The following is an 18,887-nucleotide window of genomic DNA, read 5'->3' on the forward strand; positions in this document are numbered from 1 at the left end:
GGCAATGGGGGCTTTTTGATGCCGCAGCCTTACATCTCCACCTGCGTCCCCAACTCAATCACCCGATTCAGCGGCAGATTGAAGAAACGCAAATTGCCATTGGCGTTCTTCAACATAAACGCGAACAACGCCTCGCGCCAGCGGGCCATGCCCTCGAGTTTGGAGGCGATGACCGTTTCGCGGCTGAGGAAGTAGGTGGTACGCATCGGGCTGAAATCGAGGTCGCTCAGGTGACACAATGTCAGCGCTTGCGGCACATCCGGCTCGTCGACGAAGCCGAAGTGCAGGATCACCCGGAAGAAGCCTTCACCGTGGGACTCGACCTCGAAGCGACGGGTCGGAGGTACGCGCGGGATGTCTTCGTATACCACCGTCAGCAGCACCACTTGTTCGTGCAACACCTGGTTATGCAATAGGTTGTGCAGCAACGCGTGGGGCACAGCGTCCGGGCGGGCGGTGAGGAATACGGCGGTGCCCTGAACGCGATGCGGCGGTTGCACGGCGATACTGCTGATGAAAATCGGCAGCGGCAGCCCGCCCTCGTCCATGCGCTCGACCAGCAGCTGTTTGCCGCGTTTCCAGGTGGTCATCAGGACGAACAGTGCGATACCGGCGATCACCGGGAACGCGCCGCCCTGAATGATTTTCGGCACGTTGGCGGCGAAGTACAGACCGTCCACCAGCAGGAAACCGAGCAACAGCGGGACCGCAAGAATCGGCGGCCATTTCCACAGCAGCAGGATCACCGCCGACACCAGGATGGTGGTCATCAGCATGGTGCCGGTCACGGCCACGCCGTACGCAGAAGCCAGCGCGCCGGAGGACTCGAAACCGAGCACCAGCAGGATCACGCCAACCATCAGCGACCAGTTCACCGCGCCAATATAGATCTGGCCCTGTTCGGCGCTGGAAGTGTGCTGGATGTGCATGCGCGGAATGTAGCCGAGCTGGATCGCCTGACGGGTCAGGGAAAACGCTCCGGAGATCACCGCTTGCGAAGCAATCACCGTGGCCATGGTCGACAGGCCGACCAATGGAATCAGCGCCCAGCTTGGCGCCAGCAGATAGAACGGGTTGCGCGCCGCTTCCGGGTCGCCGAGCAGCAGTGCGCCCTGCCCGAAGTAATTCAGCATCAGCGCCGGCAACACGAGAATGAACCAGGCGCGGGCAATCGGCTTGCGGCCGAAGTGTCCCATGTCGGCGTACAGTGCCTCGGCGCCGGTCAATGCCAGCACCACGGCGCCAAGGATCGCTACGCCCATGCCTGGATGCACGACAAAAAAGCGCACGGCCCAGACCGGGTTCATCGCTTGCAATACTTCCGGGTGTTGCTGGATGCCGTAGACCCCCAGCGCGCCCAGCACCAAAAACCAGGTGACCATGATCGGTCCGAACAGGATGCCGATTCGCGCAGTGCCGTGGCGCTGAATCAAAAACAGCGCGACCAGCACGATCAGCGACAATGGCACCACCCAATGGTCGATGCCATCGAACGCCAAACCCAGGCCCTCTACCGCCGACAGCACAGAAATCGCCGGGGTGATCATGCTGTCGCCGTAAAACAGCGCCGCGCCGATCAGCCCGCAAACCACCAGCAGGCTGCGCAACTTTGCATGCCCTGCCGCCGCGCGCCGAGCCAGCGCGGTCAAGGCCATGATGCCACCCTCGCCCTGATTGTCGGCGCGCAGCACGAACATCATGTATTTGATCGAGACCACCCAGATCAGCGACCAGAAAATCAGCGCCAGAATCCCCAGCACGCCATCATGGTTGACGGGCACGCCGTAACCTCCGGAAAACACTTCCTTGAGGGTGTACAGCGGGCTTGTGCCGATGTCGCCATAAACTACCCCGACCGCTGCGACCAACATGCCGATCGGCTTCGCCGCCGAATGTTCCGCGCCCGCCGTCTGACTACTTGCCTGACCCATCCCACACTCCTGATACCCAGACCGGACTTCTTCGGAAGAAGCACTATGCTTTGCTGCGCAGCATGCGCTGTTTTACTTGCTGTTACAGACGTTTTGTTGACTGCGAAAAATCGATAAAGCTCAAAACCGCGAAGCATAGCGCAGCACTCGTCGTATTTCCCTGCATAAAGCTGGTCAAGTGCGCGCCTCATCGCTAGAATTGCGCACTTTTTGATCAGAGGCATGCCAAGTGCCCGTCAGCCGCCTTGCCGCCCTCGGCATCAGGCGTCACAAATACCGAGGTTAGACATGTCCACAGCTCCCGCGCCGGCCAATCCAAAGGTTGGCTTCGTATCCCTGGGTTGCCCCAAAGCACTGGTCGACTCCGAGCGCATCCTTACCCAGCTGCGCATGGAAGGCTATGACGTCGTGTCCACTTACCAGGACGCCGACGTCGTGGTGGTCAACACCTGCGGTTTCATCGATTCGGCCAAGGCCGAGTCGCTGGAAGTGATTGGCGAAGCGATCAAGGAAAACGGCAAGGTCATCGTCACCGGCTGCATGGGTGTGGAAGAAGGCAACATTCGCAAGATTCACCCAAGCGTGCTGTCCGTGACCGGTCCGCAGCAGTACGAGCAAGTGGTCAACGCCGTGCATGACGCCGTGCCGCCGCGTCAGGACCACAACCCGCTGATCGATCTGGTGCCGCCGCAAGGGATCAAGCTGACCCCGCGTCACTACGCCTACCTGAAGATTTCCGAAGGCTGCAACCACAGCTGCAGCTTCTGCATCATCCCCTCGATGCGCGGCAAACTGGTCAGCCGTCCGGTCGGCGACGTGCTCGACGAGGCTCAGCGCCTGGTCAAGGCCGGCGTCAAAGAGCTGCTGGTGATTTCGCAAGACACCAGCGCTTACGGCGTCGACGTGAAATACCGCACTGGTTTCTGGAACGGCATGCCAGTGAAAACCCGCATGACCGAACTGTGCGAAGCGTTGAGCACGCTCGGTGTGTGGGTGCGTCTGCACTACGTTTACCCGTACCCGCACGTCGACGAGCTGATTCCGCTGATGGCTGCCGGGAAAATCCTGCCGTATCTGGATATCCCATTCCAGCACGCCAGCCCGAAAGTCCTCAAGTCGATGAAACGCCCGGCGTTTGAAGACAAGACCCTGGCGCGCATCAAGAACTGGCGCGAGATCTGCCCGGACCTGATCATCCGGTCGACCTTCATCGTCGGCTTCCCCGGCGAAACCGAAGAAGATTTCCAGTACCTGCTGAACTGGCTGACCGAAGCCCAGCTCGACCGCGTCGGCTGCTTCCAGTACTCGCCGGTTGAAGGCGCGCCGGCCAATCTGCTGGACCTGGACATCGTACCGGACGACGTCAAGCAAGATCGCTGGGACCGCTTCATGGCGCACCAGCAAGCGATCAGCTCGGCACGCCTGCAAATGCGCGTCGGCCGCGAAATCGAAGTGCTGGTCGATGAAGTCGACGAGCAAGGCGCGGTCGGCCGCTGCTTCTTCGATGCCCCGGAAATCGACGGCAACGTGTTCATCGATAACGGCAGCAACCTGAAACCGGGCGATAAAGTCTGGTGCAAAGTGACCGACGCTGACGAATACGACCTGTGGGCTGAACAGATCTAAACGCGAAAAATACGAAAGCCCTGCTCTCCTGGCGAGATGCGGGGCTTTTTTAGGTCTATCGTTTGAGGGTGAAAAGGACGCATGACATCAACGACTCAAGGAGCCCCGGCCATGGGCCAACATTCGGTCATCCACACGCCGAGACAGCGCGACTACGAGGAACTCACGCGGGTATGGGAAGCCTCGGTGCGCGCCACCCATGACTTTCTGCCGGAAAGCTACATTGAACTGCTGAAAAATCTGGTCCTGACCCGCTACCTTGATGCGGTGATGCTGGTCTGCACCAAAGACGCGCGGCAGCGCATCACCGGTTTTGCCGGAGTTGCTGCGGGCAAGATTGAAATGCTGTTCATCGATCCGGCGCATCGTGGCCAAGGCCTGGGCAAACAATTGCTGCGCTACGCCATGGAGCAGTTCAACGCTGATCAGCTGGACGTCAACGAGCAGAATACGCAGGCGCTGGCGTTCTACCTCAAGCAGGGTTTTGAGGTGGTCGGACGTTCTGAAGTGGATGGGATGGATCAGCCTTATCCGTTGCTGCATATGCGGATGCGCCAAAATCAGCAGCGCTCACAACATGCCTGACACCATAGAACCCCTGTGGGAGCTGGCCTGCCAGCGATGCAGACGCTACGGTTTGTTAGATACACGGAGGTGATGCAATCGCTGGCAGGCCAGCTCCCACAGGAAATTCAGCCGTACTGAAATGGACCCGCGATTAACCGGCGCCAGGCAGGTACAATGCTCACCCCTTTTTTGTTACGGCCCTGTCATGACTGACCCGATTCGTCTCTCCAAACGCCTCATCGAACTCGTCGGCTGTTCCCGTCGGGAGGCTGAGCTGTTCATCGAGGGCGGCTGGGTCACCGTGGACGGTGAAGTCATCGACGAGCCGCAATTCAAGGTCGATACGCAAAAAGTCGAGCTCGACCCTGAAGCCAAGGCCACGGCACCGGAGCCAGTGACCATCCTGTTCAACGTCCCCGCAGACATGGATGCGGAAACGGCCATGGCGTCCATCAGCGCTGAAACCCTGAGCGAGGAACACCGCTTCAGCAAACGTCCGCTCAAGGGCCACTTCCTGCGCCTGACCGCCAGCACCGACTTGCAGGCCAATGCCAGCGGCTTGCTGGTGTTCACTCAGGACTGGAAGATCCTGCGCAAGCTCACCGCCGATGCCGCGAAAATCGAGCAGGAATACGTGGTCGAAGTTGAAGGCGAGATGGTGGCTCACGGCCTCAACCGCCTGAATCACGGTCTGACGTACAAGGGCAAGGAGCTGCCGGCGGTGAAAGCCAGCTGGCAGAACGAAAACCGTCTGCGCTTTGCGATGAAGAACCCGCAACCGGGGGTCATCGCCCTGTTCTGCCAGGCCGTAGGCCTGAAGGTCGTTGCCATCCGTCGCATCCGCATCGGTGGCGTGTCCATTGGCAAAGTACCACTGGGCCAATGGCGCTACCTGTCCGGCAAAGAGAAGTTCTAAGACTTGTCACGCCGCCCCACTTTTTCGGCGTCGCTGTGTAAGCGGCGCCCACTGCTGAATATCAGGATTGCACAACATGATTCATAACGACGTACTGCGCAGCGTGCGCTACATGCTCGACATCAGCGACAAGAAAGTCATTGAGATCATCAAGCTCGGCGGCATGGACGTGAGCCTCGAAGATCTGCAGACGTACCTCGACAAGAAAGAGGAAGACGAAGAAGGCTTCGTACGTTGCCCCGACGAAGTCATGGCGCATTTCCTCGATGGTCTGGTGACCTTCAAACGCGGCAAGGACGAAAGCCGTCCGCCGCAGCCGATCGAAACGCCGGTAACCAACAACATCATCCTGAAGAAACTGCGCGTCGCCTTTGAACTCAAGGAAGACGACATGCACGCCATTCTCAAAGCTTCCGAGTTCCCGGTGTCCAAGCCAGAACTGAGCGCACTGTTCCGCAAGTTCGGCCACACCAACTATCGTCCGTGCGGCGATCAGTTGCTGCGTAACTTCCTTAAGGGCCTCACTCTGCGCGTTCGCCCGCAATAATCGCCGCAGGAGCGAGGTTGCCGACGACGGCGACTTCCAAGCGCGGTGGGAGCAAAGCTTGCTCGCGATGACATTCGTGAGATCGCTATCGCGAGCAAGCTTTGCTCCCACGAGTCGGCATTGATGGAACGCTGTATGCCCCCCCATTCCCCGCAAAAATAATGGCTCCGCTTCACGCGGCTGACGACTAGGGTGTAATTATCTTCAGCTCTCAGGATTCGCCATGCACTCATACTTTTCCCTGCAAGGCCGGACCGCACTGGTGACCGGCGGCACCCGTGGTATCGGCAAGATGATCGCCAAGGCTTATGTCGAAGCAGGTGCCACCGTCTACGTCTGTTCGCGCGATGCCGAAGCCTGCCAGCAAACGGCTGACGAACTCACTGCGCTTGGCCGATGCCACGGTGTCGCAGCCAACCTCGCTACCGAAGAAGGCGTTCAGCAACTCGCCACGCGGTTGAGCCAACAGATCACGCATCTCGACATCCTGGTCAACAACGCCGGTACCACATGGGGTGCACCCCTGGAAAGTTATCCGGTGAAGGGCTGGGAGAAGGTCATGCAGCTCAACGTGACCTCGGTGTTCAACTGCATCCAGCAGTTCCTGCCGCTGCTGCGCAAGGCCGGCTCGGCCGCGAATCCGGCGCGGATCATCAACATCGGCTCGGTGGCGGCGATCTCGTCCTTCGGCGAACAGGCTTACGCGTATGGGCCGAGCAAGGCAGCGCTGCATCAATTGTCGCGAATTCTGGCGCGGGAGCTGGTCGGTCAGCACATCAACGTCAACGTGATCGCACCGGGACGTTTCCCGAGCAAGATGACTCAGCACATTGGCAACGATGAGCAGGCGCTCGCGGAGGATTCCGCGCTGATCCCGATGAAGCGCTGGGGGCGCGAGGAAGAGATGGCGGCGCTGGCGATCAGTCTGGCGAGCACGGCCGGAGCGTATATGACCGGGAATATTATTCCGCTGGATGGTGGGTTCAGTCTGTAATCCGCGTTGCGGCCATCGCGAGCAGGCTCGCTCCCACACTGGATCTCCTTTGCACCATAGATCACCTGTGGGAGCGAGCCTGCTCGCGAAGGGGCCGGCACCGGCAGCACTGAATTCAAGTTGATCGGGTTATCATCCCCGCCCTGATTCCCGCCTCGACTCCAGACCATGACCTACAGCGTTTCCCCGATCGGCTTCGTGCGCTCCTGCTTCAAGGAGAAGTTCGCCATCCCGCGCCAGCCACAACTGGCCCCGGCCGCTCGCGGTGTCCTGGAACTGGTCGCGCCTTTCGATCAGGGCGATGCCGTGCAAGGGCTCGAGCAGGTCAGCCATGTCTGGCTGCTGTTCCTGTTTCATCAGGCGCTGGAGGAAAAGCCGCGCCTGAAAGTCCGCCCTCCTCGCCTCGGCGGCAACAAATCCATGGGCGTCTTCGCCACCCGTGCGACCCATCGGCCCAATGGTATTGGCCAATCCGTGGTCAAACTGGACAAGGTGGCTGCTGATCGGCTGTGGATATCAGGAATCGACCTGCTCGACGGCACGCCGATTCTCGACATCAAGCCGTACGTGCCCTACGCCGACATCATCGAATCGGCCACCAACACCATCGCCAGCGCAGCGCCGCAGCTGATTCCTGTGCAGTGGACGGACGCGGCGCTGATCCAGGCTCACGAGCATGCTCAGCGCCTTGACGAGCCCTTGGTAGCCCTGATTGAGCAATGCCTGGCGCAAGATCCGCGCCCTGCGTATCAAACGCCGGTGCCGGAGCGCGAATACGGCGCACAATTGTGGAATGTGGATGTGCGTTGGCATTACCCCGAGGCGGGTCTGATCCGGGTCCTGGAAGTTATTCCCGCAAAAGTCTGAACGCCGAAAACGCAAAAGCCCACGCAGCCTAATGAGGTGCGCGGGCTTTTTGTTCGTGTAGGAGCAAGCTTGCTCGCGATGGTCGTTCACGATACCGCGTGTGTATTGATTAAACGCGGCGCCTTGAAATCCATCGCTGGCAAGCCAGCTCCTACAAGTGACCTGCGGTCACTTCTCGACGAACGCTCGCTCGATCAGGTAATCACCCGGCTCGCGCATACGGGGCGAAACTTTCAGGCCGAAGCTGTTCAACACTTCGCTGGTCTCGTCGAGCATGCTCGGGCTGCCGCACAGCATGGCGCGGTCGTCCTGCGGGTTGATCGGTGGCAGACCGATGTCGCTGAACAGTTTGCCGCTGCGCATCAGGTCGGTCAGACGCCCTTCGTTCTCGAACGGCTCACGGGTCACCGTCGGGTAGTAGATCAATTTGTCACGCAGGGACTCGCCGAAGAACTCGTTCTGCGGCAGGTGCTCGGTGATGAACTCGCGGTAAGCGACTTCGTTGACGTAACGCACGCCGTGGCACAGGATCACTTTCTCGAAACGCTCGTAGGTCTCCGGGTCCTGGATGACGCTCATGAACGGCGCCAGACCGGTACCAGTGCTGAGCAGGTACAAATGTTTGCCAGGCTTCAAGTCATCCAGAACCAGCGTACCGGTAGGCTTCTTGCTGATAATGATCTCGTCGCCTTCCTTAAGATGCTGCAACTGGGAAGTCAGCGGGCCATCAGGGACCTTGATGCTGAAAAACTCGAGATGCTCTTCCCAGTTGGGGCTGGCAATCGAGTAGGCGCGCATGAGCGGCCGGCCGTTGGGCTGTTGCAGGCCGATCATCACGAACTGACCGTTCTCGAAGCGCAGGCCCGGATCGCGGGTGCACTTGAAGCTGAACAGAGTGTCGTTCCAGTGATGAACACTGAGGACACGCTCGTGGTTCATGTTGCTCATGTACGTGGGACTCCTGGGAATTTGGTCTGCGCGTGCTGGGCGCCTGCTGCTTGAAAAACAGTTGCGCGCAATTGCATCGCATTCTAATAGCAGTAACAATATCTGTTAAATGGATTATTAAGATAAGGGTTATCGGTTATATAGATATGCGATTTACTCTCCGTCAACTTCAAGTATTCGTCGCCGTCGCTCAGCAGGAAAGCGTATCCCGTGCTGCGGGCTTTCTCAACCTCTCACAATCGGCGGCGAGCACCTCGATCACCGAACTGGAGCGCCAGTCCAGCTGCCAGCTGTTTGATCGCGCCGGTAAACGGCTTAGCCTCAACGCCCTCGGTAAACAGCTGTTGCCACAAGCTGTGGCGTTACTCGATCAGGCCAAGGAGATCGAAGACCTGCTCGCCGGCAAGTCCGGTTTCGGCTCGCTGGCGGTAGGCGCCACCCTGACCATCGGCAATTACCTGGCGACCTTGTTGATTGGCAGTTTCATGCAGCGCCACCCGGAAAGCCAGGTGAAGCTGCACGTTCAGAACACGGCCAACATCGTGCAACAAGTCGCCCACTACGAAATTGATCTGGGTCTGATTGAGGGCGATTGCAGCCACCCGGACATCGAAGTGCAGAGCTGGGTCGAAGATGAGCTGGTGGTGTTCTGCGCGCCGCAACATCCGCTGGCCAAGCGCGGCGCAGCGACGATGGACGAACTTAGCCAGGAAGCGTGGATCTTGCGCGAACAGGGCTCAGGCACGCGACTGACCTTCGACCAGGCCATGCGTCATCACCGCAGCGGGTTGAATATTCGTCTCGAGCTGGAGCACACCGAAGCGATCAAACGCGCGGTGGAATCAGGCTTGGGGATTGGTTGCATATCACGACTGGCGCTACGCGACGCATTTCGCCGTGGCAGCTTGGTGCCGGTGGAAACGCCGGATCTGGACCTCGCCCGGCAGTTCTACTTCATCTGGCACAAACAGAAATACCAGACCTCGGCAATGCGCGAATTCCTCGACCTCTGCCGCGCCTTCACCGCCGGGGTGCAGCGCAGCGACGAGATCGTATTGCCTAATATTGCTTAAAGCAGAATCAATGCCCACACCAGACCGATCATGGTCAGTGCCACAAACTGCGCGGCGCTGCCCATGTCCTTGGCGTTTTTCGACAGTGGGTGTAATTCCAGCGAGATACGGTCGATCGCCGCTTCGACCGCAGAGTTGAGCAACTCCACGATCAAGGCCAGAAGACACACGGCGATCAGCAGCGCCTGCTCGACGCGGCTGACATTCAAAAAAAACGACAGCGGAATCAAAACGACGTTGAGCAACACCAATTGTCGAAAAGCAGCTTCACCGGTGAAGGCGGCGCGCAGCCCATCCAGTGAATAACCGGAGGCATTGAGGATGCGTTTCAGGCCGGTCTGGCCTTTGAAAGGAGACATAGAGTGGGCAACTGACCAAAAGAGAGTGGGAAAGCTAGATGAACCAAAGTCAAAAAAGCGTGAAGACGCCCAGCCCTAATGGCTGGAAATTGACTCAAGCTGTTGCAGCAGTAAAGCAGCCTGAGTGCGGGTCCGCACATTGAGCTTGCGAAATATCGCCGTGACGTGAGCTTTGATGGTTGCTTCGGAAACGCTCAGCTCATAAGCGATCTGCTTGTTCAGCAAGCCTTCACACACCATGGTCAGTACTCGAAACTGTTGCGGCGTCAGACTGGCAAGGCCTTCACTGGCGGCTTTTGCTTCGGCGGAAACACTGACAGCTTCAAAGGCTTGCGGTGGCCAGAACACGTCGCCATCGAGCACTGCACGCACGGCTTTTTGAATGACACTCAGGTCGCTCGACTTGGGAATGAAACCGCTGGCCCCGAACTCACGGGACTTCACCATGATCGTCGCCTCTTCCTGGGCAGAAATCATGACGACCGGAATCTGCGGATACTGCCCGCGTAACAGCACCAGCCCGGAAAAACCGTAGGCGCCGGGCATGTTCAAATCCAGCAAGACCAGATCCCAGTCGGCCTTTTCGTCCAGACGGGTCTCCAGCTCGGCAATGCTCGCCACTTCCACCAAACGAACTTCAGGGCCAAGGCCCAGGGTTAATGCCTGATGCAACGCGGAACGAAAAAGCGGATGGTCATCGGCAATCAGGATTTCGTATGTGGCCATTGTTCTAATGATCCTGTTTTTCAAACAACTGGAGGTGCAGCCACGCAACTGCACCAACAGAGCACGATCAACGCCAATCACGTCAAAAAACGGCGTTTCAAACTGCGGCCGCGCCCTAATCGGCGCCAAGCATGCCCAGCGAAGACAGGGTGGTCAAGCGACGTGCTCGGTACACACTTTTGCAGTATGGGCGACAATCAGCAGATGACGGCGCCCGAGTTTTGTACAAAGGGCTTAAGCTCGGCATGTGCCGGGGTAGACACGTCCATTTCGAGCTGATGCTTGGCATCAAGGTAATGCTGGCTGAACACATCGAAATACGCGTCCAGTGCCGATGCCGCCGCGTTGTCGCCGGCCAGATCGAGGCATAACGCGGCCACTTCCGCGGTGCACAGATGCTCGCTGCGGGTCGACCGGCGTAAACGATAGCGGGACAGTTTTTCCGGTAGCAGGCTGAGAATCGGCAATTTGTCGAAATAAGGACTCTTGCGGAAAATCTTGCGTGCTTCGGTCCAGGTCGCGTCCAGCAAAATGAACAGCGGCCGCTTGGTGTTGCACGTGTCAACACTGTGCGTCACTCGCTCCGGCTCAACGTATTCGCCGGGAAATACCAGATACGGTTGCCACTGAGGGTCGGCAAGCAACGCCAACAGCTGTGGATCGACTTCTGTCCGCGACCAGATGAACGCGTGGTTATCGCGCACCACATCGGCAATCAACCAGCCAGTGTTGCTGGGTTTGAACACTTCCTTGTTGGTCATGATCAGGCACACGCCGGCGTGGGTCTCGACCTGCGGACGCCAGGCACACAGGCAATGACTCTCGATCACACGACAGGCGCGGCATCGCGGCGCACGCCAACCACGGGCCTGAATCGGCTTGATGCCCTCTTCCTCGCGGTGGTCGCGCAGGCGGGCGACGGCGTTCGATGCAAAGGGCTGGCTCATCGCAGGCACGTCCCGCGGGGAAGGAAAATCGACACAAAACACACTCGGATGGGCAGAAGTGCCAGCAGTTTATCAGAGCAGCCGGCGCAAGCCTGTACCGTCCAGGCCCCGTCCCCTATAATTTGCCGCCACTGAACGCACAGTCATGTGAAGGGTCGAACCACCTGTCACTGAGCACCCGTCACTGAATCAGGAGAGTTTCATGCTGCGCCTTATCGTTCCCACCGCTGCCATTTTGCTGGCATCGTCTTTCAGCGCTCAGGCTGCTTCCTTGAGTGAGCAGAATCTAAACCGGGAGCTGCGAAACGTCGCCGCACAAAGCAGTGCTGGCACTCCACGGGCAATCAATGAAGACATTCTTGATCAGGGCTACACCGCCGAAGGCAACGTGCTGATCAATCACCTGAGCGTGCAGAGCAGCCATGCCGACAAGATGCGCGCCGATCCCAAGGCCGTGTACTTCCAGCTGGGCGCCTCTGTTTGCAACAACCCGTCGTTCCGCAAGCTGATGGCCAAAGGTGCGGTCATGCGTTACGACTTCACTGAGGTGAAGACCAACCGTTCGGTCGGCTCGGCCAGCTATCAGGAATCGGATTGCCCCAAGGCAACGCCCGCCAAAAAGAAGTAATTAACGCAATCGGGCATTAGCGCGTCGCTGTTCATCCTCGGCGCGCAGTTCTGCCAACAACGCCTGCAGATATCTGGAGCGCCGATCGGCGCCCTCCAGACGTCGGCAGCACTCCTCTTCAAGACTCAGGTTATTGGTCTCGGCTGATGATTTGAGCAATCGATACAGTTGCGTATCGATCTCCAGAATGACTCTGGCCATCACTTCGGCTCCCTGCTCGTCGCCCTCGCTTGAGCGAAAAATCCTTTACCCGCTTGTACTGTGCGTCCCGCAGGACCCAAAGATGTCGTGTAACGTCTTTGATTCAGTCAATGTGTAACGTCTTTGATTCAGTAAATCAGAGTGTGGGGCTGGCGGTACGCCGTCAGACGAGCGGTGAACTCCCCTTGAAAACGTCAATAAGCAGTTGCCAGGAAAGACTTTGCGGCGCAATGATCATTGCAGCGACTATCAACACGAGGTTCCGGATTTGCGCCCTAGCTGGACCGTCCAGGCGCCAGTCCGGGCTGACAGGGACACACCAGGTATTGCGGCGCCGATAACTGCCTCGTCGGAGCCAAGGGCTTTGTGCAGAAGGAGAAGTTGAATGCCTTACCAACCGAATGACCTCCTCAGCCGTCATTTCGAAGAAAGCGGCCACGACCTCATCAGCAAGGTTGAAGATCAACTCAAGCTAGTTTCACCCAACAGCCAGAACATCCCGATCTACCGCGACATGATCCTGACCGTGCTGCGCATGGCCCAGGAAGATCACAATCGCTGGAACGCCAAAATCACCCTGCAGGCCTTGCGCGAACTCGAGCAAGCATTCCGCGTGCTCGAAAAGTTTCGCGGACGACGCAAGGTCACTGTTTTTGGTTCGGCCCGAACACCGATCGAGCATCCGCTGTATGCAATGGCCCGCGAACTCGGTGCTGCACTGGCGCGCTCCGACCTGATGGTCATCACCGGTGCCGGAGGCGGCATCATGGCTGCGGCCCACGAAGGTGCCGGCCGCGAACACAGCCTTGGGTTCAATATCACGCTGCCGTTTGAGCAACACGCCAACCCTACCGTCAATGGCACCAGCAACCTGCTGCCCTTCCACTTCTTCTTCACCCGTAAGCTGTTCTTCGTGAAAGAAGCCGATGCGCTGGTGTTGTGCCCCGGCGGCTTTGGTACGCTGGATGAAGCGCTCGAAGTTCTGACGCTGATCCAAACCGGAAAAAGTCCGCTGGTGCCGGTAGTACTGCTGGATACACCTGGGGGTAATTTCTGGCAAAGCGCGCTGGATTTCATTCGCAATCAACTGGAAGAAAATCGCTACATCCTGCCGACCGACATGAAGCTTGTCAGCCTGGTTTACAGTGCCGAAGAGGCGGTCGAGCAGATCAATCAGTTTTACAGCAACTTCCACTCGAGCCGCTGGCTCAAGCATCAATTCGTCATTCGCATGAACCACAAGCTAAGCGGCGATGCGCTTGAGCAGATGCAGGCAAGTTTCGCTGACCTGTGCCTGAGCGATCATTTTCATCAGCATGCCTACGACGGTGAAGAACACGACGAGCAGCGGTTCAGTCATCTGGCGCGTTTGGCCTTCACCTTCAACGCCCGTAATCATGGACGCCTGCGCGAATTGGTGGACTTTATCAATCTGCCGGAAAACTGGGCGACGGCCCAACCCAGTGCCCAGCAGCATTCGCGGGAACCGATACACGTTTCGTGAAGCAAAAAAAAACGGCCCGCTATTCAAATAGCGGGCCGTTTTGATTAATCGTCCATCCCTCGACCGCTGAACATGCGGCTGATCATCTCCATGGAATAACCCCGATAACTGAGGAAGCAGCCTTGCTTGGCGCGTTCCCGTGCATCTATCGGTAGATGCCCGGAGAACTTGCGTCGCCAGGTATCCTCCAGTTGCTCCTGCCAGTTGATACCGCTTTCGCGGATAGCGAGTTCGATATCTGCACGCTGCAGACCGCGCTGACTCAACTCTTCGCGAATACGCGAAGGGCCGTGGCCGGAGCGGGCCCGATAGGAGACAAAGCTTTCGAGGTAACGTGATTCGGACAGCAAGCCCTCTTCCGTCAAGCGGTCAAGTGCTGCGTCGATCATCTCGGGGAGTGCGCCGCGCTGACGCAGTTTGCGCGTCAGCTCGACTCGACCGTGCTCGCGTCGCGCGAGCAGGTCCATTGCGGTCCGCCGCACTGCGACGGGTGTATCGAGTACGGCGGTCATCGGATCAATCAAACATCCACATCAACCAGGTCATCAGCTTTCACTCGGTCTGCCGCCGCTTTAACGTCCGGTGCAGGAGTCAGAAGCTTGTCGCGCAGTTGCTTCTCAAGCTTGGCGGCGATTTCCGGATTGTCTGCCAGGAACTTGGCCGAGTTGGCCTTGCCTTGACCGATCTTGGTGCCTTCATAGGCATACCAGGCACCGGACTTCTCGACGAAGCCATGAAGCACACCCAAGTCGATCATCTCGCCATTGAGGTAGATGCCCTTGCCGTAAAGAATCTGGAACTCGGCCTGACGGAATGGCGAAGCGACCTTGTTCTTCACGACCTTGACGCGGGTTTCGCTACCAACGACTTCGTCACCTTCTTTCACCGCGCCAGTACGGCGGATATCCAGACGAACCGATGCATAGAACTTCAGCGCGTTACCACCGGTGGTGGTTTCAGGGCTGCCGAACATCACGCCGATCTTCATACGGATCTGGTTGATGAAGATAACCAGGCAGTTGGCGTTCTTGATGTTGCCGGTGATTTTACGCAGCGCCTGAGACATCAGACGAGCCTGCAGGCCCACGTGCATGTCACCCATTTCGCCTTCGATTTCAGCCTTTGGCACCAGCGCTGCTACGGAGTCGACAATGATCACGTCAACCGCGTTGGAACGCACCAGCATGTCGGTGATTTCCAGGGCTTGCTCGCCAGTGTCCGGCTGAGAAACCAGCAGGTCATCAACGTTGACGCCCAGCTTGAGAGCGTATTCCGGGTCGAGGGCGTGTTCAGCATCGACGAATGCGCAGGTCGCGCCGGCTTTTTGAGCCTGGGCGATCACGGACAATGTCAGTGTGGTTTTACCGGAGGATTCTGGACCGTAGATTTCAACGATACGGCCTTTTGGCAGGCCGCCAATGCCCAGCGCAATGTCCAGACCCAGAGAGCCAGTAGAGATGGATGGGATCGCCTGACGGTCCTGATCGCCCATACGCATTACGGCACCCTTGCCGAATTGACGTTCGATCTGACCCAGGGCCGCAGCCAAGGCTTTCTTCTTGTTGTCGTCCATTAAAGTCCTCACGTAATCAATAAGGCCTGACGGCCAACACCTGTATAAGTAGACAGTATTATTCCACAGCACTTCAAGATCGCCTACCCCTGATTTGAGATTTCTCCCGTCGCGTGGCGCAGCAGCCCCTCTAGCGCGGCCTTCACCGTTTGTCGGCGAACTTCGTCACGGTTACCGGGGAAATGCTGAACCTCGCTGAACACCCGCTCGCCCACGCCCCAGGCCAGCCATACGGTGCCCACCGGTTTGTTCGGCGAGCCTCCATCCGGACCGGCGACACCGCTGACCGCAACGGCGAAATAGGCGCGACTTTTCTCCTGGGCGCCCCGCACCATGGCCTCCACCACTTCGCAACTGACCGCTCCCACCGTCGCAAACAACTCGGGCGGGACATTCAGTTGCTCGGTTTTCTGGCGATTGGAATACGTGACATAGCCGGCTTCAAACCACGCCGAACTCCCCGGGATGCGAGTGATCGCCTCCGAGATGCCGCCCCCGGTACAGGACTCCGCTGCGGTGACATGAGCATTGAGAACCTGCAGGCGTCTGCCAAGTTCAGCGGCGAGCTGAGTGATTTCTTTCACGGTCATCTCCAGAGCGAGCGGAATGCGATCTACCGTACACGAGCAAATCGCGCTTGCAAGGCACAGGGTCGATCAAAATGTTAGCGGGAAAAACCCAGGTTGCAGGAACCGCAAAAAACGGGACTTCTGACCGATCAGCCGCATCATCAGGTCTCACTTCAGCACGGCCTTCGCGCTTGGCAGGCTTTGATGCCTGCGTCACTCCGACTGCCCATGGTAACCTTGCGCCCATCGCGGAAAAGCCGGGCCGACGTCCCTCCTTTGCCCTACACCTTTCAACGAATTGCCTGATATCCGATGAATAAAGCACTCTCTTCCGACCTGTCCTCTCACACCCCAATGATGCAGCAGTATTGGCGCCTGAAGAACCAGCACCCCGACCAGCTCATGTTCTATCGCATGGGCGATTTCTACGAGATCTTCTACGAAGATGCGAAGAAAGCCGCCAAGTTACTGGACATCACCCTGACCGCCCGTGGGCAGTCGGCAGGCCAGGCGATTCCAATGTGCGGGATTCCTTACCACGCGGCGGAAGGTTATCTGGCGAAACTGGTCAAACTCGGCGAGTCGGTGGTGATCTGTGAACAGGTTGGCGATCCGGCAACCAGTAAGGGGCCGGTCGACCGACAGGTGGTGCGGATCATCACGCCGGGTACGGTCAGTGATGAGGCCTTGCTCGATGAACGCCGCGACAACCTGATTGCAGCGGTACTCGGTGACGAGCGCCTGTTCGGTCTGGCGGTGCTGGACATCACCAGTGGCAACTTCACGGTGCTGGAGATCAAGGGCTGGGAGAACCTGTTGGCGGAACTGGAGCGGGTCAATCCAGTGGAGCTGATGATCCCGGATGACTGGCCGAAAGATCTGCCCGCGGAAAAACGTCGTGGGGTTCGGCGTCGTGCGCCGTGGGATTTCGAGCGCGACTCGGCGTTGAAAAGTCTCTGCCAGCAATTCTCGACTCAGGACCTCAAAGGTTTCGGCTGCGAGAATCTGACCCTTGCGATTGGTGCCGCTGGCTGCCTGCTCAGTTACGCCAAGGAAACCCAGCGCACCGCCCTGCCCCACTTGCGCAGTCTGCGCCATGAGCGCCTGGACGACACGGTCGTGCTGGACGGTGCAAGTCGGCGCAATCTTGAGCTGGACACTAACCTGGCCGGTGGCCGCGACAACACCCTGCAATCGGTGGTCGATCGCTGCCAGACCGCCATGGGCAGCCGCTTGCTGACGCGCTGGCTGAACCGGCCGCTGCGGGATCTGACGGTGCTGCTGGCACGACAGACTTCGATCACGTGCCTGCTCGATCGCTATCGGTTCGAGAAGCTGCAACCGCAGCTCAAGGAAATCGGCGACATCGAGCGGATTCTGGCGCGGATCGGTTTGCGCAATGCCCGCCCGCGTGACCTCGCACGGCTGCGCGATGCCCTCGGCGCGCTGCCCGAGTTGCAACAGGCGATGACCGAGCTGGAAGCCCCGCACATCATTCAACTGGCGGCGACCACCAGCACTTATCCGGAACTGGCGGCGCTGCTGGAAAAAGCAATCGTCGACAACCCGCCCGCGGTGATCCGCGATGGCGGCGTGTTGAAAACCGGTTACGACAGCGAACTCGATGACCTGCAATCATTGAGCGAAAACGCCGGACAGTTCCTGATTGACCTGGAGGCGCGCGAGAAGGCACGCACTGGTCTGTCGCATTTGAAGGTCGGTTACAACCGTATTCACGGCTACTTCATCGAACTGCCGAGCAAACAGGCTGAATCCGCGCCGGCCGATTACATTCGTCGCCAAACGCTCAAAGGTGCCGAGCGCTTCATCACGCCGGAACTAAAAGCGTTCGAAGACAAGGCCCTGTCGGCGAAAAGCCGGGCGTTGGCCCGCGAGAAGATGTTGTATGAGGCGCTGCTCGAAGACCTGATTGGCCAATTGCCTCCGCTGCAGGACACCGCTGCTGCGTTGGCCGAGCTGGATGTTCTGAGCAACCTCGCCGAGCGCGCACTGAATCTAGACCTGAACTGCCCACGCTTCGTCGATGAGCCGTGCATGCGCATCAACCAGGGTCGCCACCCGGTGGTAGAGCAAGTGTTGACCACCCCGTTTGTGGCTAACGATCTGAGCCTCGACGACAACACCCGAATGCTGGTGATCACCGGTCCGAACATGGGCGGTAAATCCACCTATATGCGGCAGACCGCTTTGATCGTGCTGCTCGCGCACATCGGCAGCTTTGTCCCGGCGGCGAGTTGCGAGCTGTCGCTGGTCGACCGGATTTTCACCCGGATCGGCTCCAGTGACGACCTCGCGGGCGGGCGCTCGACGTTCATGGTCGAGATGAGCGAAACCGCGAACATTCTGCACAATGCTACCGAGCGCAGCCTGGTGCTGATGGACGAAGTCGGACGCGGCACCAGCACGTTCGACGGCCTGTCCCTGGCATGGGCAGCGGCGGAGCGTCTGGCGCATTTGCGCGCCTATACGTTGTTCGCCACCCACTATTTCGAGCTGACGGTCTTGCCGGAAGCCCAGCCGTTGGTGGCCAACGTGCACCTCAATGCGACCGAACACAACGAGCGCATTGTGTTTCTTCACCACGTGTTGCCAGGACCGGCCAGCCAGAGTTATGGCCTAGCGGTTGCGCAACTGGCCGGCGTGCCAAGCGAAGTGATCGTGCGTGCCCGTGAGCACCTCGGTCGGCTGGAAGCGACGGCGCTGCCGCATGAAGTGCCGAAGCCAGTCAAAGGCAAACCGGCCGCGCCACAGCAGAGCGACATGTTCGCCAGCCTGCCGCACCCGGTGCTGGATGACCTGGCCAAGCTGGACCTGGATGACATGACGCCGCGCCGCGCGCTGGAAATGCTCTATACACTAAAGACACGGATCTAACGCACTTGCCTGCAAG

The 18,887-nt window shown here is 58.8% G+C and carries 19 protein-coding genes; 10 read left to right on the top strand and 9 right to left on the bottom strand.

From position 1 onward, the window contains the following. Nucleotides 1-29: 29 nt before the first annotated feature. Entirely contained in the window at nt 30-1,931 is a 1,902-nt protein-coding gene (locus DU29_RS0115660; RefSeq protein ID WP_028622509.1) for a potassium transporter Kup, read from the bottom strand. Between the two features lie 288 nt (nt 1,932-2,219). Between DU29_RS0115660 and rimO the strand changes: the two genes are divergently transcribed. The 6 genes from rimO to tsaA all read left to right on the top strand — a co-directional run bounded on the left by rimO (nt 2,220) and on the right by tsaA (nt 7,448). Beyond that, the gene (gene rimO / locus DU29_RS0115665; protein WP_028622510.1) at nt 2,220-3,557 is read left to right on the top strand and encodes a 30S ribosomal protein S12 methylthiotransferase RimO; all 1,338 of its coding nucleotides are present in this window, start codon (nt 2,220-2,222) and stop codon (nt 3,555-3,557) included. Nucleotides 3,558-3,668: 111 nt separating this feature from the next. After that, entirely contained in the window at nt 3,669-4,142 is a 474-nt protein-coding gene (locus DU29_RS0115670) for a GNAT family N-acetyltransferase (protein ID WP_028622511.1), read from the top strand. A gap of 187 nt (nt 4,143-4,329) precedes the next feature. After that, nucleotides 4,330-5,040, top strand: coding sequence for an rRNA pseudouridine synthase (locus tag DU29_RS0115675; RefSeq protein WP_028622512.1), 711 nt, complete (start codon nt 4,330-4,332; stop codon nt 5,038-5,040). 76 nt (nt 5,041-5,116) lie between these two features. Beyond that, complete coding sequence (locus tag DU29_RS0115680) at nt 5,117-5,587, top strand: DUF1456 family protein (protein ID WP_028622513.1); 471 nt, start codon at nt 5,117-5,119, stop codon at nt 5,585-5,587. Between the two features lie 223 nt (nt 5,588-5,810). Further along, entirely contained in the window at nt 5,811-6,581 is a 771-nt protein-coding gene (locus DU29_RS0115685) for an SDR family oxidoreductase (RefSeq protein WP_028622514.1), read from the top strand. A 168-nt stretch (nt 6,582-6,749) separates the two neighbouring features. Then, nucleotides 6,750-7,448: a tRNA (N6-threonylcarbamoyladenosine(37)-N6)-methyltransferase TrmO gene (gene tsaA / locus DU29_RS0115690; RefSeq protein WP_028622515.1), complete on the top strand. Its 699-nt coding sequence runs from the start codon at nt 6,750-6,752 to the stop codon at nt 7,446-7,448. A 168-nt stretch (nt 7,449-7,616) separates the two neighbouring features. On the opposite strand, the gene fpr is transcribed toward tsaA, so the two are convergent. Further along, on the bottom strand, nt 7,617-8,396 hold the full coding sequence (fpr, locus tag DU29_RS0115695) for a ferredoxin-NADP reductase (RefSeq protein WP_007947184.1): 780 nt from the start codon (nt 8,394-8,396) through the stop codon (nt 7,617-7,619). 146 nt (nt 8,397-8,542) lie between these two features. Between fpr and DU29_RS0115700 the strand changes: the two genes are divergently transcribed. After that, on the top strand, nt 8,543-9,469 hold the full coding sequence (locus DU29_RS0115700; RefSeq protein WP_028622516.1) for a LysR family transcriptional regulator: 927 nt from the start codon (nt 8,543-8,545) through the stop codon (nt 9,467-9,469). Here DU29_RS0115700 and DU29_RS0115705 read toward each other — a convergent pair. The 3 genes from DU29_RS0115705 to DU29_RS0115715 all read right to left on the bottom strand — a co-directional run bounded on the left by DU29_RS0115705 (nt 9,466) and on the right by DU29_RS0115715 (nt 11,501). Beyond that, nucleotides 9,466-9,828: a diacylglycerol kinase gene (locus tag DU29_RS0115705; protein WP_028622517.1), complete on the bottom strand. Its 363-nt coding sequence runs from the start codon at nt 9,826-9,828 to the stop codon at nt 9,466-9,468. The genes DU29_RS0115700 and DU29_RS0115705 overlap by 4 nt on opposite strands. Before the next feature lie 75 nt (nt 9,829-9,903). Further along, nucleotides 9,904-10,554, bottom strand: coding sequence for a response regulator transcription factor ErdR (gene erdR / locus DU29_RS0115710; RefSeq protein WP_028622518.1), 651 nt, complete (start codon nt 10,552-10,554; stop codon nt 9,904-9,906). Between the two features lie 197 nt (nt 10,555-10,751). Continuing rightward, nucleotides 10,752-11,501 carry a tRNA-uridine aminocarboxypropyltransferase gene (locus tag DU29_RS0115715; protein WP_028622519.1) on the bottom strand — a complete coding sequence of 250 codons (750 nt, stop codon included), beginning with the start codon at nt 11,499-11,501 and terminating at the stop codon, nt 10,752-10,754. Between the two features lie 202 nt (nt 11,502-11,703). Here DU29_RS0115715 and DU29_RS0115720 point away from each other — a divergent pair, with 202 nt between their 5' ends. Next, on the top strand, nt 11,704-12,129 hold the full coding sequence (locus DU29_RS0115720; protein ID WP_028622520.1) for a PA3611 family quorum-sensing-regulated virulence factor: 426 nt from the start codon (nt 11,704-11,706) through the stop codon (nt 12,127-12,129). On the opposite strand, the gene DU29_RS0115725 is transcribed toward DU29_RS0115720, so the two are convergent. After that, nucleotides 12,130-12,330 carry a hypothetical protein gene (locus tag DU29_RS0115725; RefSeq protein ID WP_028622521.1) on the bottom strand — a complete coding sequence of 67 codons (201 nt, stop codon included), beginning with the start codon at nt 12,328-12,330 and terminating at the stop codon, nt 12,130-12,132. 385 nt (nt 12,331-12,715) lie between these two features. On the opposite strand from DU29_RS0115725, the gene DU29_RS0115730 reads away from it, so the two are divergent. After that, complete coding sequence (locus DU29_RS0115730) at nt 12,716-13,834, top strand: LOG family protein (protein ID WP_028622522.1); 1,119 nt, start codon at nt 12,716-12,718, stop codon at nt 13,832-13,834. 44 nt (nt 13,835-13,878) lie between these two features. Here DU29_RS0115730 and recX read toward each other — a convergent pair whose 3' ends face one another. From recX to DU29_RS0115745, 3 genes are all read right to left on the bottom strand, one after another. Beyond that, entirely contained in the window at nt 13,879-14,346 is a 468-nt protein-coding gene (recX, locus tag DU29_RS0115735) for a recombination regulator RecX (RefSeq protein ID WP_028622523.1), read from the bottom strand. Between the two features lie 8 nt (nt 14,347-14,354). Then, entirely contained in the window at nt 14,355-15,407 is a 1,053-nt protein-coding gene (recA, locus tag DU29_RS0115740; protein WP_028622524.1) for a recombinase RecA, read from the bottom strand. Between the two features lie 83 nt (nt 15,408-15,490). After that, complete coding sequence (locus tag DU29_RS0115745; protein WP_028622525.1) at nt 15,491-15,991, bottom strand: CinA family protein; 501 nt, start codon at nt 15,989-15,991, stop codon at nt 15,491-15,493. Nucleotides 15,992-16,288: 297 nt separating this feature from the next. Between DU29_RS0115745 and mutS the strand changes: the two genes are divergently transcribed. After that, nucleotides 16,289-18,871 carry a DNA mismatch repair protein MutS gene (mutS, locus tag DU29_RS0115750; protein ID WP_028622526.1) on the top strand — a complete coding sequence of 861 codons (2,583 nt, stop codon included), beginning with the start codon at nt 16,289-16,291 and terminating at the stop codon, nt 18,869-18,871. Nucleotides 18,872-18,887 lie beyond the last annotated feature (16 nt).

Source organism: Pseudomonas sp. Ant30-3 (assembly GCF_000690905.1).
Classification (GTDB): Bacteria; Pseudomonadota; Gammaproteobacteria; order Pseudomonadales; family Pseudomonadaceae; genus Aquipseudomonas.

Bases quoted from the DNA above. Each gene is read 5' to 3' on its own strand.
- DU29_RS0115660 (WP_028622509.1), bottom strand. From the start codon at position 1,931: ATGGGTCAGGCAAGTAGTCAGACGGCGGGCGCGGAACATTCGGCGGCG.
- rimO (WP_028622510.1), top strand. From the start codon at position 2,220: ATGTCCACAGCTCCCGCGCCGGCCAATCCAAAGGTTGGCTTCGTATCC.
- DU29_RS0115670 (WP_028622511.1), top strand. From the start codon at position 3,669: ATGGGCCAACATTCGGTCATCCACACGCCGAGACAGCGCGACTACGAG.
- DU29_RS0115675 (WP_028622512.1), top strand. From the start codon at position 4,330: ATGACTGACCCGATTCGTCTCTCCAAACGCCTCATCGAACTCGTCGGC.
- DU29_RS0115680 (WP_028622513.1), top strand. From the start codon at position 5,117: ATGATTCATAACGACGTACTGCGCAGCGTGCGCTACATGCTCGACATC.
- DU29_RS0115685 (WP_028622514.1), top strand. From the start codon at position 5,811: ATGCACTCATACTTTTCCCTGCAAGGCCGGACCGCACTGGTGACCGGC.
- tsaA (WP_028622515.1), top strand. From the start codon at position 6,750: ATGACCTACAGCGTTTCCCCGATCGGCTTCGTGCGCTCCTGCTTCAAG.
- fpr (WP_007947184.1), bottom strand. From the start codon at position 8,396: ATGAGCAACATGAACCACGAGCGTGTCCTCAGTGTTCATCACTGGAAC.
- DU29_RS0115700 (WP_028622516.1), top strand. From the start codon at position 8,543: ATGCGATTTACTCTCCGTCAACTTCAAGTATTCGTCGCCGTCGCTCAG.
- DU29_RS0115705 (WP_028622517.1), bottom strand. From the start codon at position 9,828: ATGTCTCCTTTCAAAGGCCAGACCGGCCTGAAACGCATCCTCAATGCC.
- erdR (WP_028622518.1), bottom strand. From the start codon at position 10,554: ATGGCCACATACGAAATCCTGATTGCCGATGACCATCCGCTTTTTCGT.
- DU29_RS0115715 (WP_028622519.1), bottom strand. From the start codon at position 11,501: ATGAGCCAGCCCTTTGCATCGAACGCCGTCGCCCGCCTGCGCGACCAC.
- DU29_RS0115720 (WP_028622520.1), top strand. From the start codon at position 11,704: ATGCTGCGCCTTATCGTTCCCACCGCTGCCATTTTGCTGGCATCGTCT.
- DU29_RS0115725 (WP_028622521.1), bottom strand. From the start codon at position 12,330: ATGGCCAGAGTCATTCTGGAGATCGATACGCAACTGTATCGATTGCTC.
- DU29_RS0115730 (WP_028622522.1), top strand. From the start codon at position 12,716: ATGCCTTACCAACCGAATGACCTCCTCAGCCGTCATTTCGAAGAAAGC.
- recX (WP_028622523.1), bottom strand. From the start codon at position 14,346: ATGACCGCCGTACTCGATACACCCGTCGCAGTGCGGCGGACCGCAATG.
- recA (WP_028622524.1), bottom strand. From the start codon at position 15,407: ATGGACGACAACAAGAAGAAAGCCTTGGCTGCGGCCCTGGGTCAGATC.
- mutS (WP_028622526.1), top strand. From the start codon at position 16,289: ATGAATAAAGCACTCTCTTCCGACCTGTCCTCTCACACCCCAATGATG.